The organism is Flavobacterium aquariorum, from assembly GCF_003254745.1.
Lineage (GTDB): Bacteria > Bacteroidota > Bacteroidia > Flavobacteriales > Flavobacteriaceae > Flavobacterium > Flavobacterium aquariorum.
The window spans coordinates 521090-535409 of the sequence record NZ_QKXH01000002.1; the positions used below are offsets into that span (position 1 = coordinate 521090).

Sequence of the window (14320 nt, forward strand, 5' to 3'; positions counted from 1 at the left end):
TTGTGCAAACCGATTTAAAAAATCTAAAAACAGAATTAAAGCTGGAACTTCAAAGTATTCTTTCCTATTGGATGGAAAATACAATTGACACAAAAAATGGAGGTTTCGTTGGTCAAATAGATTACCGCAATAACACAAATAATGAAGCTGAAAAAGGGTCTGTATTAAATGCAAGATTACTATGGACCTTTTCTGCAGCATATAAAATTTCAAATAACAAAGAACATTTAGAAACCGCAAAACGTGCTTTTGAATACATTTCAGAACACTTTTACGACAAAGAATTTGGAGGCATTTTTTGGAGTATCAATCACAATGGAACTCCAAAAGACACTAAAAACCAAATTTATGCCTTGGCCTTTGTCATTTATGGATTGAGCGAATATTATTCGGTTACCAAAGATGGAAAAGCACTGGAAATGGCTATTGCCTTGTATCAAAAAATTCAAAAATACAGTTATGATGCCGTAAATGGTGGCTATCTGGAAGCTTTTACCCGTGATTGGCTGCCTATTGAAGATTTACGTTTGAGCGAGAAAGATGCCAACGAAAAGAAGACGATGAATACCCATTTGCACATCGTTGAAGGATATGCAAATTTATATACCGTTTGGAAAGACAAATCGTTATTAAAAGTAATTATTGAATTATTGGAAACCATCGAAAAATACTTCATCAATACCGAAACGGGTCATTTACGATTGTTTTTTGATGAAAATTGGGTAGAAAAAAAGGACGTTATTTCGTATGGACACGACATTGAAGCCGCGTGGCTTTTATTACAGTGTGCCGAAATTTCGGGAGATTCAACTTTAATTGAAAATTATAAAAAACATGCCATTCAAATTGCCGATGTGACCAAAGACGGGATAGATTCTGATGGCGGATTATGGTATGAATACAATCCAGAAACCAAAGAACTGATGGCCGAAAAACACTGGTGGCCACAAGCCGAATTGATGATTGGTTATTATACTGCCTGGCAACTTTCCGGAAAACAGGAGTACTTGGACATTGTATTCAAAAACTGGGATTTCACTAAAAAATATATAATTGACAAAGAAAAAGGAGAATGGTTTTGGGGTATTAATAGCGATTATTCAACTATGGAAAAAGACAAAGCCGGATTCTGGAAATGCCCGTATCACAATAGCAGAGCCTGCATTGAATTAATACATCGAATTTAAAAACAGAAGATGAAAAACCTATCTCTAAAAACTATAATTAGCAGTTTTATAATTGTACTAAGCAGTTGTTCGAAAGACGATCCAGCACCAGATCCCGTTGTAGTCGTTCCGCCAGTTGTGGTTACTGATGTGTTAACAACACAAAACGTAAAAACCTATATGGTCGACAAAAATGCCACTGCAGAAACAGTCGCTTTATTTTACAATTTAAAAAAATTGGCCAAAACGAAATTTGCCATTGGTCAGCAAGATGCTTTTAATGGTTTTTACAATAATGGTTCTTCATCTGAATCAGATATAAAGAAAACAACAGGTTATGACCCCGCGCTCTTGGGTTCTGATTTTATGTTTATCACCGACAAAAACAATAATGGACAAGCGGACAATTGGTTTTACCAACAGGAAATTATAATTACTGATGATGTCAAAGAAGCCTATGCCAAAGGTATGATTAACACTTTTTCTTGGCACATCAGAGAGCCGAATAAAGAAGACAACTTTTATGCCGCCGATATGACCACGGAACAAAAAGCAACTGCTTTCAAAAGTATTTTACCTGGTGGCGTGAATAATGCGTGGTACAAAACAAAACTGGATAAAGTAGCCAGTGTGGTATCCAATCTAAAAGGTTCCAAGGGAGAATTGATTCCCATTATTTTCAGGCCTTTTCATGAATTTGACGGAAGCTGGTTTTGGTGGGGCGCTGATTTCTGCTCCGCAGAAGATTATAAAGCTGTTTATCAATTTACTGTTGAATATTTAAGGGATACCAAAGGAGTTCACAACATTTTATATGCCTTTTCTCCTGATAACTCCTACGCTACCTCAACCAATTATTTGAGTCGTTATCCGGGTGATGCCTATGTAGATGTTTTGGGAATGGATAATTATGGCGATTTGAACAACCAAGGACAAACTGGAGCCGACAAAGCCAATGCCAAACTAAAAATGCTATCGGACTTAGCTACTACCAAAGTAAAAATTGCCGCTATGACCGAAACTGGTTATCGAGTTACAGCAACCGTTGCACCAGTGACCAACTGGTTTTCGACTTATTTGTACAACACTTTAACCGCAAATAGCATTCAAATCAGCTATGTTATGTTTTGGAACAACAATCTAGACGGTTATTATGTTCCTACCCCAACAGCATCGAATGCCGCTGATTTTAAAACTTTTGCAACAAAATCCAAATCGGCTTTGGTAAATACGTTGCCAAGCATGTATGTTTTGCCGAATTAATTAAACCATAAATTTCAAAATTTACAGCAATACAATTGTGAACGAAATGCCCTAGCCCTGATGGAAGGGAAAATCCTTTTTAGGTTTGTCTCGCCTTTTGAGACGAACCTAAAAAGATTGGAATGACAGCAGGAAACAGCTCCTGAACAAATAAAATCAATGATGAAGAAATCAGTTTTAAAAATAGTTTTTACCATTTTTTGTTTTGCCAATATCTCTTGTCAAGCTCAAAAAGAACAGGCCAGAATTACTGTAAAAGGAACGCAATTTTACAAAGGTGATAAACAGTATTCATACATTGGAACCAATTATTGGTATGGCAGTTTATTGGCTTCGAAGAAAGTGGGAGACCGAAAAAGACTGATTCGAGAACTGGATTTAATGCAAAAAAACGGCATCGATAACTTGCGGATTTTGGTAGGTGGCGATGGCGGAAAATACGATTATACTGTTCGTCCCGCTTTACAATACGAACAAGGAAAATACGATCAGGATTTACTCGACGGTTTGGATTTTTTGATTGCCGAAATGGGAAAACGCAAGATGTATGCGGTTTTGTACCTGACCAATAACTGGGAATGGTCTGGCGGGATGTCCCAATATTTGGAATGGAACGGTCAAGGGCCAATTCCGGTTCCTGCTATTCCACCAAATACTTGGCCACAATTTATGAGTTATACCGAGAAATTTCATAGTTGTGAACCGTGTATGGAGGCGTTGAACAATCATGTGAAATTTATTTTGGGGCGAACAAACGCCTACACCAAAAGAAAATACACCGAGGACAATACAATTATGGCTTGGCAAGTCGGCAATGAACCACGACTTTTTACTGTCGAAAATGAAGCGAAATTCACCGTTTGGCTCAACAACATTGTCAATTTGATTGATAGTTTGGATAAATATCACTTGATTTCTACCGGCTCTGAAGGAAAAAACAGTTCCAACGACGATATGGAAGTTTTTGAAAGAACACATCTGAATCCGAATATTGATTATTTAACGATGCACATTTGGCCCAAAAACTGGGGATGGTACAAAGCCGATGATGCCGAAAAAACCCTGCCGACAACGCTGGAAAATGCGGGAAAATATATTGATTTACACGTAAAAGTTGCCAATGATTTAAAAAGGCCAATCATCATCGAAGAATTTGGTTTACCGAGAGAAAATGAAGGTTTGGTTTCAACAGCTTCTGTAGCCAACAGGGATATTTTTTACAATTATATATTCCAAAGAGTAGCGGAGAGCCATAAAAATAACGGGGCACTGCAAGCGGCCAATTTTTGGGGATTTGGCGGCGAAGGAAAAGCCGTTACAAAAGACGGAAAATGGAATCCAGGTGATCCTTTGACTACCGATCCACCACAGGAACCACAGGGTTTGAATTCGGTTTTTTCGACTGACAAATCGACTTTGGAGATTGTAAAAAAGTATAATTTGGAATTGAAAAAGTAATCACAAACGAAACAACAAATACAACATAAATAAACGAATCACAGAAACAATGAAAGCGAAATATGCAATCGGATTGGAAATTGGAGGAACTCACATTACCGCTGGAGTTATAGATATCATGAACATGAAAGTCCTTGAATTTTCCATGCACAAAGCGTCATTTAATTCTAATCTACCAGTTGATCAGGTTTTGGATATTTGGGAAAAAGCAATTCGCATTTCATGGAATAATTCAGGTGTGAAAAGCCTAGGCGGCATAACAGTATGCATGCCGGGCCCGTTTGATTATGAAAATGGCATTTGCTGGATAAAAGGTCAATCTAAATACGACCATTTCTATGGACTAAATATTGCTGATTTGCTTCGAAAAAAACTCAATCTTTCAGATGATTTTAAGATTCTTTTCGAAAATGATGCTGTTTGTTTTGGCAAAGGTGAAGTCTATAAAGACAAAAATAACCTTTCGAAAAAAGTAATGGCCATTACACTAGGAACAGGATTAGGTTCTTGTTTTATCGACAAAGGAATCTCGGTTAGTTCCGGAAATCAAGTCCCTACAGACGGCGAAATATGGAATCTTCCGTTTAAAAATGGAATAGCCGAAGATTATGTGTCACTAAGAGGGCTTATCGCCAAGTATTCCATTTTTAACGAAACAACAGTAGAAAGCGGATTGGAGCTTTATAATCTAGCTGTTGCTGGAGATGAAATGGCAGTTAAAGCATTTGAAAAAATGGGCGAAGATTTAGCCGAAATTCTGATTCCGTGGTTTAAAAATTTCTCTGTTGAACATTTCGTAATTGGTGGAAAGATTGCCGATTCAAGTACTTTGTTTTTACCTGCTTTTAACAAAAAAATTAAAGATGCAGGTCTCGAGATTACCATACAAATCTCTGACGATAATGAAAATGCGGCTTTATTAGGAGCAGCAAGTTTACTCTATAACATTATTTTAGAAACTACATTGATTGGGTGAAAATTTGATTAATATGGAGGATCGTGTGTAGAGACGCCCTGCGGTGCGTCTCTACACACGATGCTAATCAATTTATTTCAAAATAGACTCTATTCCATTCAATTCCTCTGGTGAAAATTCCAGATTTTGCAATGAATCAATATTATTATTCAATTGACCCACAGAACTGGCACCAATCAAAACTGAAGTAATTCTGTTGTCTTTTAGCAACCAAGCCAACGCCATTTGTGCCAAAGATTGATTCCTTTCTTTAGCAATATCATTCAATTGAATAATTTTCCGGATTCTGTCCTCAGAAACCTCATCTTCTTTTAAATGTCCGTTTGGATTGTGAGCACGAGAATTTTCGGGTATTCCATTTAAGTATTTATCAGTCAAAAGCCCTTGCGCCAAAGGTGAAAAAGCAATGCATCCCACCCCTTTTTCCCCAAGAACATCAAGCAAACCTTCTTCGGGAGTTCTAACAAACATTGAATATTTTACTTGGTGAATCAAACAAGGTGTTCCCAATCGTTTTAGAATTTCAGTAGCTTCCCTTGTTTGCTCCGGATTGTAATTGGATATTCCGGCATACAATGCTTTTCCGCTTCGAACGGCATAATCCAAAGCCATCATGGTCTCTTCCAAAGGTGTTTCTGGATCAAAACGGTGCGAATAGAAAATATCTACATACTCCAAATTCATTCGTTTCAAACTTTGATCTAAACTTGATAGCAAATACTTGCGGGAACCCCAATCACCATAAGGGCCATCCCACATTGTGTAGCCCGCTTTGGTTGTGATTACGATTTCATCCCGAAGGTTTCCCTGGAAATTATTTTTAAGAATAGTACCAAAATTAGTCTCTGCCGAACCCGGAACCGGACCGTAATTGTTGGCCAAATCAAAATGAGTTATTCCTTTATCAAAAGCGACTTTGGCAATACTTTCCGCATTTTCAAAACTATCTACCGAACCGAAGTTGTGCCATAATCCTAACGAAATTTGCGGCAATAACAAACCGCTTTTTCCACATCTGTTGTATTTCATTATATCAATTTTAAGATTTGATTTAATTTTATAATTGGTAAAGTTCGCATTCGTAAATTTATAATACAAATAAACCCGACTTGTTTTAAATACAAATCGGGTTTAAAATCAGTCCATTCTATTAAGTGGAATAGAATTAATAGAATGAAAAATTACTTCTCCCTCTTTTTTGGAGAGATTTGATGTGAGGTCTTATTGCAATTCAAAACCACTTTCCAAACCTTTATCCGATCTTCCTCCAATCCTAATTTTGAAAGCTCCTGATTCTAACAAATAATTGCCTTCATTATCAAAGAAACCTAATTCCTTATCAGTCAAAGTAAACTTTACGGTTTTGGTTTCGCCCTTTTTCAGAGTTACCAATTCAAAACCTTTTAATTCTTTTACGGGTCTGGCCAAACTTGCGACAACATCCTGAATATACAATTGTACAACTTCTTTACCGTCATAATTTCCCGTATTGGTAATATCCACCGAAACAACAACTGGCTCTCCTTTTCCGAAAGCGGTTTTATTGAGTTCCAAATTTTTATAATCGAAAGTGGTATAACTTAGCCCAAACCCAAATGGATACAAAGGCGTTTTCTCTACATCGGTATAATGCGACCAGAATACATTTTTATCACTATTTACAGGTCTTCCTGTATTGTAATTGTTATAATAAATAGGCACTTGACCAACATTTCTAGGGAAAGACATTGGCAATTTTCCACTTGGATTGTAATCTCCGTACAACACTTGCGCCACAGCATTTCCCGTTTGCGTTCCCAAATGCCAAGCCTCAACAATCGCAGGAATATGTTCCGCAGCCCAAGGTAAAGCTAATGGTCGTCCGTTGTTTAAAACCAAAACAATATTGGGGTTTACTTTGTAGATTTCTTCCAACAATTCCTGTTGGACTCCTGGTAAATCCAGGTTTGTTCTACTGCGTCCTTCTCCAGACTGGAAACCGTGTTCTCCCAAAACCATCACGACAACATCAGCATCTGCGGCTACTTTTTTGGCAGCATCAAATCCGCTTTTGTCTGTGGTATTGAAAACCAATTCTGATGTAAAAGTGGCTTTTTCCGTAATCAAATCGGCTCCTTTTTCAAACGTCAATTGATTGTCTTTGTACTGTTGCATGCCTTCCAGAACCGAAACGGCAGTATTGTCATCCGAAGCGATTCTCCAACTTCCCAATGGGCTGTTTTTATCATTGGCCAAAGCCCCAATCAAAGCAATTTTCTGTCCTGATTTTTTTAGTGGAAGCAAATTTTTATCATTCTTCAACAACACAATCGATTTCTTGGCCATATCCAAAACCGCATCATTGTTGGCTTTGTTTCCTATCGTTGCTTTTTCTCTTTCCTCGTCACAATATTTGTAAGGGTCATCAAATAATCCCAATTCAAATTTCACACGCAAAATTCTGCGAACCGCATCGTCAACCAAAGCTTCTTTTACCTTACCTTCTTTGACCAATTTCACTAACTCTTCTACATACAAATGCGATTCCATATCCATATCCGAACCTGCAATCACCGCTTTGGCAGTAGCATCCGCACCGTCTTTGGCAAAACCGTGAGCAATCATTTCTCGTACCGAAGCCCAATCCGAAACCACAAAACCATCAAATTTCCATTTTCCTTTTAGAATATCTCTTTGCAAAAAAGAATTTCCAGTTGCAGGAACTCCATTCAAAATATTGAACGAATTCATCATCGTACGAACACCCGCATCAGTAGCCGCTTTAAACGGAGGCAAAACTGTATTGTACAATTTAGAATTACTAATGTCCACCGTATTATAATCCCTTCCAGATTCGGCAAAACCATAAGCAGCAAAATGTTTGGCGCAAGCCGCAATGGTATTTACTTTCTGCAAATCAGCTTTCGTGTCTCCTTGAAAACCGGTCACTCGTGCAATGGCAATTTTACTTCCCAAATAAGGATCCTCGCCTGCACCTTCCATCACGCGACCCCAACGGGCATCATTCGAAATATCGACATTGGGCCCAAAAGTCCAGTTGATTCCTGATGCCGAAGCTTCGTCTGCCGCCACCTGAGCGGATTTCTTAATCGCCTCCATATCCCAACTCGCCGCTTCTGCCAACGGAATCGGACTCAAAGTTTTATACCCATGAATCACGTCAAAACCAATAATTAACGGAATTCCCAATCGGGTTTCCTCAACGGCAATTTTCTGAACCGCTTTTACTTCTTTCACTCCACGAACCGATAGCATAGATCCAACCCAGCCATCACGCAAATGTTTGTATTTTAACTCAGCGTTACCTCCTTTTGGTGCGGGTCCTGTTACTTCCCAAAACCCATTGTATTGATTCATTTGCCCGACTTTCTCTTCCAATGTCATTTGCTGCATCAAAAAATCGATACGTTCTTCAGTCGGTTTTGTTTTGTCTAAATGTGGTATTTTCTGTGCAATCATAGTTCCTGTGGTAATCAGGGTAAAAATCCCTGCAATAATTAATATATTGTTCTTCATAATTTGTAATTTATTTTTGGGCGTGTCTCTTGTCCTGAAGAAAAATCAGGACAAGAGTCGGGCTATACGGCTTTATCTCTCCTCTCGTCCCAAAAGACGAGATACGAGGATACCGCCTACTATCCCTCACGCAGTCTTACAACAACTTCAGTTTTTAACTAGACACAATCCTCGTTTTTAAATCTGCAAACTGCATTCTACAAACTGCTATCTAATTCATTCACTTATAAAACTCGAAGCAGGCAAATTGGCTTTATTGAAAAGTGTCGACTGATCGGTATTCTTCCATGCGTAACGCACTTTTACTGGCATTTTCACTTTATCCGATTGCAAAAGCAACGTTTTCTTTTGGATTACAGCAGTCGCTTTGTAAAACACATTATCGACACCAGCAACCTCAAACAAATCAGCTTTCTTGTCCTTAAAATACAATCCTTCTGCATAGTCAAAAACCACTGTCACTTTATTTTTATTAATGGTGATTCCTTTATAAAGTGGCCCATTTACCAATGCAGTATTCGTTTTGTAAGTATTCGCCAAAGCCAAATTCGCCAAGCGAGTTCCTACTGATTTTTTGTCTTTTGGATGAATTTCTTCAACCGCTGAAATATCGCTTGTCAGTACCATTCCGGTATTCGGAACTTCCTGTAATACTTTTCTTTGTGCGTCCCGAATAATGGCTCCTCCAAAATGGTCTTCCCCATATTTATAAGGTGCAATCTGAACGAAATAAAACGGAAAATCATACCCCCACAATTTTCTCCAAGAAGTGATTAAAGCCGAAAGGGTTTTGTCATAAACCGTAGACCCTACATTACTTTCTCCTTGATACCACAAAGTCCCCGCAATTTTGAATTTGGTCAACGGATAAATCATTGCATTAAAAGCACGTGCTGGCTGATTGGGTCCATAACTTTCTTCCTTTCGGGTTTTGGCTGCTTCCAATAAAATAGCATCGTTTTGAATCACTTCTTCTGGCATCCAAATCTCCGCTGGTGTTCCGCCCCAATTGGACGAAATCAAACCGATAGGCACATTTTTTAATTCTTCCTGCAAACGCTTTCCAAAAAAATAACCTACAGCACTAAAATATTTCATCGTTTCGGGTGTGCATTCTGTCCAAGTTCCTGAAAGATTATTTTGGGGAGTCGTGGCCGTTAATTTAGGCACCAAAAACAAGCGGATGTTTGGGTTTGTTGCATTTTTCACTTCCTCATCACCATTTTCAATTCCCCAGCTGGCGTTCATTTCCATATTCGATTGTCCAGAACAAATCCAAACTTCGCCAATCAAAATATTTCTTAGCACGATTTCATTGTATCCTTTTATCGCAATGGTATAAGGCCCTCCTTCTTTTGGAGTTGGAATGACAATCTCCCATTTCGCCTGATTACTGGCTTTTATTTTATAGGTTTCATTGTTCCAACTTGGCGTAATCACCACTTCCTCCTGTGGATTTGCCCAGCCCCAAATGGTAACTTCACTATTGCGTTGCAAAACCATATTATCCGAAAAGATATTCGGAAGCGTAGCATTTGCGGAAGCGGCATTTGAAAGTAGTAGAAAAAGAACAAATGCAATTAGCTTATTTTTCATTTGTGTATTATTATTTTTTTTATTTGTCAAATGTAATTCGCATACAAACTCCCATTTTGATTAGAGTTTTTGAGTAATGCTCATTTCATCGAGTAATTTTTTAAAGAAAGGAATTAATTGGTCGGCCATCACTTTATCATCAGTAATATCGGGATGATAACCGCAACCTTTGGGACTCATCGGCTGGAATTCAAACAAAGCAATTGGCTTATGGATGGTGTCGTTTTCAAAAGCCTGAATCACTTTTTTCAAGCATTGCACAAAAGTTATATTTTTATCTCCCGAAACCATGGGACTGTTCAACAACACAATTCGGGTATTGGGAGCATGTTTGTAAACCGTTTTGATAAAATCAATATAATTCGAAACGTATTTCTCTTCATTGAACGGCAATCTTGCTTTCTTTCCATCACCATCGGAAAAATCATTAGTTCCCAAACAAATGCTCACCAAATCGGGTTGAAAAGTAAAATCATAGGGTTTTGAACTGTCCTTATTCAGGTATAAATTTTCATACACATCGGGTATAATGGGTTCGCCCAAATGCTCGTCATTCCAGTTGCGATACATTCCGTAACCTGAAACAGAACTCAATACATAATCAACATCCAAAGCTCTGGAAAGTACTGGCCCATATGCCCAATATGCATTGTGTTGATCAAACCAGTCTCCACTACCACAAGGAATTGTCGAAGCATCGTTACCATAACCACAGGTTATTGAATCACCTATCAATTCAACTTTTTTCTTGTTTTTGAGGATTGTACATGCTATTAAATTCGCATTGGTCCCTGTAAACAAGACACCTCCATTAGCAGCTTCGGTCGCTTTATAAATGGATAAATGATGCGTTTTTTTATTGTTTGGTACCGTAATTGGAATAGATTGTATAGCTCCTTTTTCAATTCGTATTCTTCCAATATATTTACCATCGAGTTCTAAGGAAACATAGTTTTGATGTTCCCAAGAATCGACGCTTTGCAAGGAAATGGTACAGGAATTTCCTTTAAAATCAAATGAAACAGACGAAGCAGAACCTATAAGCATCACTTTATTGTCTTGCATTTTTTCGATTCTTCCTTGATACTCAAAAAGCGATTGGGTTTCAGCCTTTTTTTGGGCAACAGAAATATACGAAATGGTGATCAATAAAAATAAAAGGCATTTCTTTATGTAATTCATAATCTTTTGGGGCTTTTTTCAATAGTATTGACAGCAAATATAAAACGATTGCTATTCAAGATTAGATACTATTTTTTCAAACTATAATCAAAAATTCACATAGCTCTTATTACAAACTAAAAAGCCACCCTCATCAGGTGGCTTTTCAATTCTTGTAAACAACTATAAAGGAATATTCCCGTGTTTTCTATTAGGAGTAACACTTACTTTATTCTCCAGCATACTAAACGCTTTTATCAATTTGCGTCTTGTATCTTGCGGCAGGATGACCTCATCTACAAACCCACGTTGGGCTGCGGTATATGGATTCGCAAATAACTCGGCATATTCAGCTTCTTTTTCTAAGAGTTTGGCTTCATGATCTTCGGCATCATTGATTTCTTTTTTGAAGATAATTTCCGAGGCTCCTTTGGCTCCCATTACGGCAACCTCAGCAGTGGGCCATGCAAAATTCATATCGGCCCCAATGTGTTTGGAATTCATCACATCATAGGCACCTCCATATGCTTTACGAGTGATTACAGTTATTCTCGGTACCGTTGCTTCACTCAAAGCATACAACAGTTTTGCTCCGTGAACGATGATTCCGTTCCATTCTTGATCCGTTCCCGGCAAAAAGCCCGGTACATCAACCAATACCAATAATGGAATATTAAACGCATCACAAAAACGTGTAAATCTAGCTGCTTTTTTAGAACTGTTCACATCCAAACAACCTGCCAAAAACATTGGTTGGTTGGCTACAATTCCGATGCTTCGACCTCCCAATCGGGCAAAACCCACAAGGATGTTTTCGGCATAATTCTTATGAATTTCAAAAAACGAACCTTCATCTATAATCCCTCCAATAACACTGTGCATATCGTACGGCTTATTCGGATTATCCGGAATAATACTGGCTAATTGCTCGCGTATTTCGTCCTTAAGTTCGTACGGCAAATTACAGGCTTTCTCTTTATTGTTTTGGGGCAAATAACTCAACAATCGTTTAAGATCTTCCAGACAAACTACATCATTCGTCGAGGTACAATGTGCCACACCCGACTTAGTCGAATGCGTACTCGCCCCTCCCAACTCTTCTGAAGTCACGGATTCATTCGTCACGGTTTTCACCACATTCGGTCCAGTAACAAACATGTAACTGGTGTCTTCTACCATCATTGTAAAATCGGTCATGGCTGGAGAATACACAGCTCCACCGGCGCAAGGTCCCATAATGGCCGAGATTTGCGGAATCACACCACTGGCTTGCACGTTTCTGAAGAAAATATCGGCATAACCGCCCAATGAACGAACACCTTCTTGAATACGTGCTCCTCCCGAATCGTTCAGCCCAATCATAGGCGCTCCCATTTTGACCGCCATATCCATGATTTTACAGATTTTCTCAGCATGTGTTTCGGAAAGCGAACCTCCAAAAACTGTAAAATCCTGAGCGAATATATAAACCAATCTGCCGTTGATGGTTCCGTATCCCGTGATCACTCCATCACCATAATACATTTCATTCTCCATCCCAAAATCGGTAGTTCGGTGGGTCACCAACATGCCAATTTCTTCAAAAGAACCTTCATCCATCAAGTAATTGATACGCTCTCTTGCAGTCAGTTTTTTGTTCGAATGCTGTTTCGCAATACGTTTTGTTCCTCCACCCAAATGGGCTTCGGCAATTTTATCGTTTAGTGTTTTTATTTTGTCTTGCATAATTTACTGAATTGGTAAGCGTACGTTTTTTTGATCTTCAAAATACTGTTTCAATGCCACCAAAGCAGCAATTTCGGCTTCTTGTGCCATTTGGTTTTTCAATACATCGGCATTGTAATATTGCTTCACAAAATGCGTGTCGAATTTTCCAGAGCGAAACGCCTCGTGCTCAAAAACAAATTTCCCGAAAGGCAAAGTTGTATGAACGCCTTCCACCTGATAGTCTTCAATCGCTTTAATCATCAACTGAATCGCTTCTTCACGAGTTTGTCCATAAGTGATTAATTTGGCCAGCATCGGGTCATAATAAATCGGAATGTCCATACCTTGCTCAAAACCGTTATCCACACGAATTCCTTCGCCAACAGGTAATTGATACACATCCAAATGTCCAACGCTCGGCAAGAAATCATTTAGGGGATCTTCGGCATAGACACGCAATTCCAGCGCATGACCTTTTATTTTCAAGTCTTCTTGTTTAATGGCTAATGCTTCTCCCCTTGCCACTCTAATTTGTAATTCAACCAAGTCTGTACCGGTAATCAATTCCGTAACCGGGTGTTCTACCTGCAAGCGGGTATTCATTTCAAGGAAGTAGAAATTATTGTTTTCGTCCAATAAAAATTCAACGGTTCCTGCTCCTAGGTAATCACAGGACTTAGCAACCAGAACAGCTGCTTCTCCCATTTTCTTCCGCAATTCCGGAGTCAAAACAGCCGAAGGTGCTTCTTCAACCACTTTTTGATGACGACGCTGAATACTGCATTCCCTTTCAAACAAATATAAAATGTTACCATGACTGTCTGCCATCACCTGAATTTCGATATGTCGCGGAGAAGCCACATATTTTTCGATAAAAACCGAACCATCACCAAATGCTGCTACCGCTTCGCTTATCGCACGATTCATTTGGGATTCAAAATCAGCTTCACTTTCCACAACACGCATTCCTTTTCCGCCACCACCAGCCGAAGCTTTAATCAAAATTGGAAAACCAATTGTTGTGGCGGCTTGTTTTGCTTTTTCGATATCGGTAATCGCTTCATCAATACCAGGAACCATCGGAATATTATATGCTTTTACAGCATCTTTGGCTGCGAGTTTACTTCCCATAATTTTGATGGCTTTCGACTTTGGACCAATAAAAATGATATTGTTTTTTTCAACTTCCTCTGCAAAATCCGCATTTTCGCTCAAGAAACCATATCCCGGATGAATTGCATCTACATTCAAAGATTTCGCCACTTCAATAATTTTGCTTCCCAACAAATAAGATTGATTTGATGGAGCTTCTCCAATCCAAACGGCTTCATCAGCAAATTTTACGTGCGGTGCATTTCTATCAACAGTAGAATATACTGCCACGGTTTTAATGCCCATTTTTTGTGCGGTTTTCATCACCCTAATGGCGATTTCTCCTCTATTCGCAACTAATATTTTCTTCATACTTTAATAGATT

The 14320-nt window shown here is 38.7% G+C and carries 10 protein-coding genes; 4 read left to right on the forward strand and 6 right to left on the reverse strand.

Features of this window, described 5'->3' with window-relative positions:
• Positions 1-2: 2 nt before the first annotated feature.
• The 4 genes from DOS84_RS04910 to DOS84_RS04925 all read left to right on the forward strand — a co-directional run bounded on the left by DOS84_RS04910 (position 3) and on the right by DOS84_RS04925 (position 4863).
• On the forward strand, positions 3-1187 hold the full coding sequence (locus DOS84_RS04910) for an AGE family epimerase/isomerase (protein WP_111408990.1): 1185 nt from the start codon (positions 3-5) through the stop codon (positions 1185-1187).
• Between the two features lie 9 nt (positions 1188-1196).
• Entirely contained in the window at positions 1197-2429 is a 1233-nt protein-coding gene (locus DOS84_RS04915; protein ID WP_111408991.1) for a glycoside hydrolase family 26 protein, read from the forward strand.
• 159 nt (positions 2430-2588) lie between these two features.
• Positions 2589-3887 carry a glycoside hydrolase 5 family protein gene (locus DOS84_RS04920; protein WP_243636320.1) on the forward strand — a complete coding sequence of 433 codons (1299 nt, stop codon included), beginning with the start codon at positions 2589-2591 and terminating at the stop codon, positions 3885-3887.
• A 49-nt stretch (positions 3888-3936) separates the two neighbouring features.
• The gene (locus DOS84_RS04925; protein WP_111408993.1) at positions 3937-4863 is read left to right on the forward strand and encodes an ROK family protein; all 927 of its coding nucleotides are present in this window, start codon (positions 3937-3939) and stop codon (positions 4861-4863) included.
• A gap of 72 nt (positions 4864-4935) precedes the next feature.
• Here the strand turns inward: DOS84_RS04925 and DOS84_RS04930 are convergent, their stop codons facing one another.
• From DOS84_RS04930 to accC, 6 genes are all read right to left on the reverse strand, one after another.
• Complete coding sequence (locus DOS84_RS04930) at positions 4936-5892, reverse strand: aldo/keto reductase (protein ID WP_111409081.1); 957 nt, start codon at positions 5890-5892, stop codon at positions 4936-4938.
• A 192-nt stretch (positions 5893-6084) separates the two neighbouring features.
• Positions 6085-8379 (reverse strand): beta-glucosidase BglX, encoded by a 2295-nt coding sequence (bglX, locus tag DOS84_RS04935; RefSeq protein ID WP_111408994.1) that lies wholly within the window; start codon positions 8377-8379, stop codon positions 6085-6087.
• 216 nt (positions 8380-8595) lie between these two features.
• Complete coding sequence (locus DOS84_RS04940) at positions 8596-9975, reverse strand: sialate O-acetylesterase (protein ID WP_111408995.1); 1380 nt, start codon at positions 9973-9975, stop codon at positions 8596-8598.
• Positions 9976-10035: 60 nt separating this feature from the next.
• A complete protein-coding gene (locus tag DOS84_RS04945; protein ID WP_111408996.1) occupies positions 10036-11157 on the reverse strand; it encodes an SGNH/GDSL hydrolase family protein in 1122 nt (373 codons plus the stop codon).
• Between the two features lie 162 nt (positions 11158-11319).
• Positions 11320-12861: an acyl-CoA carboxylase subunit beta gene (locus DOS84_RS04950; protein WP_111408997.1), complete on the reverse strand. Its 1542-nt coding sequence runs from the start codon at positions 12859-12861 to the stop codon at positions 11320-11322.
• Positions 12862-12864: 3 nt separating this feature from the next.
• On the reverse strand, positions 12865-14307 hold the full coding sequence (accC, locus tag DOS84_RS04955) for an acetyl-CoA carboxylase biotin carboxylase subunit (protein WP_111408998.1): 1443 nt from the start codon (positions 14305-14307) through the stop codon (positions 12865-12867).
• Positions 14308-14320: the final 13 nt, after the last annotated feature.

What these genes read in the sequence shown, in the direction of transcription:
- DOS84_RS04950 (WP_111408997.1), bottom strand. Translation starts at nt 12,861, where the DNA reads ATGCAAGACAAAATAAAAACACTAAACGATAAAATTGCCGAAGCCCAT.
- DOS84_RS04940 (WP_111408995.1), bottom strand. Translation starts at nt 9,975, where the DNA reads ATGAAAAATAAGCTAATTGCATTTGTTCTTTTTCTACTACTTTCAAAT.
- bglX (WP_111408994.1), bottom strand. Translation starts at nt 8,379, where the DNA reads ATGAAGAACAATATATTAATTATTGCAGGGATTTTTACCCTGATTACC.
- accC (WP_111408998.1), bottom strand. Translation starts at nt 14,307, where the DNA reads ATGAAGAAAATATTAGTTGCGAATAGAGGAGAAATCGCCATTAGGGTG.
- DOS84_RS04915 (WP_111408991.1), top strand. Translation starts at nt 1,197, where the DNA reads ATGAAAAACCTATCTCTAAAAACTATAATTAGCAGTTTTATAATTGTA.
- DOS84_RS04945 (WP_111408996.1), bottom strand. Translation starts at nt 11,157, where the DNA reads ATGAATTACATAAAGAAATGCCTTTTATTTTTATTGATCACCATTTCG.
- DOS84_RS04930 (WP_111409081.1), bottom strand. Translation starts at nt 5,892, where the DNA reads ATGAAATACAACAGATGTGGAAAAAGCGGTTTGTTATTGCCGCAAATT.
- DOS84_RS04920 (WP_243636320.1), top strand. Translation starts at nt 2,589, where the DNA reads ATGATGAAGAAATCAGTTTTAAAAATAGTTTTTACCATTTTTTGTTTT.
- DOS84_RS04925 (WP_111408993.1), top strand. Translation starts at nt 3,937, where the DNA reads ATGAAAGCGAAATATGCAATCGGATTGGAAATTGGAGGAACTCACATT.